3 protein-coding genes are annotated in these 2010 nt (G+C 59.3%); all 3 read right to left on the reverse strand.

Going from position 1 to position 2010, the window contains the following annotated elements; genetic code table 11:
• Nucleotides 1-565, reverse strand: a 565-nt coding sequence (locus C814_RS21055; RefSeq protein ID WP_016317480.1) for a DUF4366 domain-containing protein, incomplete at its 3' end; no start/stop codon positions are given.
• Nucleotides 555-812 carry a DUF4315 family protein gene (locus C814_RS21060; RefSeq protein ID WP_016317481.1) on the reverse strand — a complete coding sequence of 86 codons (258 nt, stop codon included), beginning with the start codon at nt 810-812 and terminating at the stop codon, nt 555-557. The genes C814_RS21060 and C814_RS21055, both read right to left, overlap by 11 nt.
• 24 nt (nt 813-836) lie before the next feature.
• On the reverse strand, nt 837-2010 hold a 1174-nt coding region (locus C814_RS21065), incomplete at its 5' end, for a C40 family peptidase (protein ID WP_016317482.1).

Consider the following 2010-nt stretch of genomic DNA (forward strand, 5'->3'; position numbering starts at 1 on the left):
CCCCGCCGCCTAACAGGGCCACAACCAAAAGCAGGACAGCCGGATTCATGCCGGACTTTTTCTCCGGTTCCGGCTCCATTGCAGGCGGCTCCTCCGGTTCCGCCGCCTTGCCGGTGCAGCTTGTCATGGTAAAGGCGCAGACCGGGCAGTTCCGGTTGATTGCGCCTGCCTGACATTTCTCGGTGCAGCTGCAAACAGCGGGAGGCTCCTCGCTGTCCCCGTCCTCCATCAGCGCCATCAGGTCAGCTTCGTCTACCTGGTTGAGAAAATGGACGGTGTTTTCCCCCTCGTCATCCCGGTCCACCAGGATGTAAAAGTAGTTGCCGTTTTTGGTGGTAACGGTAATCAGCTGCTTGTTTCCGCCGTAATCGTCCACCAGGGTGGCGTTGCCATCCGGGGTGAGGGGAGGCGTTTCCTCCGGCTGCTCCACCTGTACGTTGGAATCGTTGGTTTCATCAGCCGGTTCCCCGCCGCCGCCCGCGTAGGCGGGGACAGAAAAACCGCCCATAAGGACCAGGGCGGTGCAAAGCGCGGCCAGTGTCCGCAATAGCTTTTTAGATTTCATCGTGATTTTCCTCCTTCTCTTGGGCATCGGGGGCAGAGGCTCCCATGCCCGGAATCCCGCCGCCGGACAGCAGCGTGTTCAGCTCCTGCGGGGTCATGCGGACCGCCCGCACCAGCTGGACGATTTGCAGGTTCTCCGCCTCGGTTTTCTGCGCTTCCAATTCCCGCAGCCGGTTCTGGTATTCCGCCAGCTTTTCGCGGGTCTTTGCGATCTCCCGGTCAATCCGGTCGATTTTGTTCGTTGCCATCTGTAACACTCCTTCCCACATGGTTTAGTTCCAGTTCATCAGGCCGTAGCCCTTGATGCACTGGTAATTCAGGTCATAGCTTTTGATTTTGCAGGCGTCGCCGGAATTGCCCTCCACCGTATAGACCCGGCTCCCGTCTGTGCCGATCACAATGCCGACATGGTCGGCGGAACCGTCCAAATCCCAGTCAAAGAAAATGGCGTCGCCGGGGGCGATGTTGGCATATCCGCGCCCGCCCCATTGTCCATGCGACTGGAACCAGGGTACGCCCTGGGACTGGCAGCCAGCAAAGCGCGGTTCGCTTTTCCCGGCCTGGTTATAGCACCAGCTCACGAAGCAGGCACACCATTCTACCCGGCTGTTAAAGCCGTACCAGCTCCAATACGGATAGCCGCCCACGTTTCCCACCTGACGCTTTGCCAGATCCACCAGGCCCGGATTGCCAGGGCGGGTCCCGCCGATAAACTCCACGCCGCTCAAATCCTCGGAATTTCCCATATCCGGGGAACCGCCGCCAAACAGCAGCGGCTTGTTGCCCCTGGTGGCGATATAGACCTGGTACATCTCATATTCGTCCGGGGTGAGCAGTTCCGGCGCAAGAGCGGAAATCTGGGTGTTCACAAGCTCCACATGGAGGATGTAGTATTCGTAGGGGACTTCCTCGCTGGTTGTTTCCCCGGTTTCCGGGTCGGTGCTGGTTTCGGTGCGGTAGCGGATTTCCACCTCCTCGGTCAGTGTCAGGACATATTGGAGGTCAAAGACCCGCTGTAACTGTGCCGCCGCGCTCTGGGGCGTGTATTCATGGAGCAGGGCGCTTAAATAAGCCGCCAGCTCATGGGGATTGTGGCCGATAGGGTCCAGATCGTACCGGTACTCGTCATAGCCGGGGTGCAGGCTCTCCATGTTGTCCAGTTCGGCTTGCAGTTGTGCCTCCTTTGCGGCATAATCCGCTTCGGTCCCCAGCATATCCTCGTCTTTGGAGGGATAGGTGGAACCGGATACCGCCGAGCCGATGCTCTGGGCCAGCATGGAGCAGGAGGACAGGGTATTCATCAGCAGGCAGACCAGCAGAAACAGCGCCAGCGCAATCAGGAATCCCTTCTTGTGCCGCATGACAAACCGGCCCGCCTGTTCCGCTTTTTCTTTGACGGACTTTGCCGCCTTGCCGGTCTTGTGCGCGGTCTTGGTGGTATGGCCT

Origin of the sequence: Anaerotruncus sp. G3(2012), assembly GCF_000403395.2 — a bacterium.
Taxonomy (GTDB): Bacteria; Bacillota; Clostridia; order Oscillospirales; family Ruminococcaceae; genus Anaerotruncus.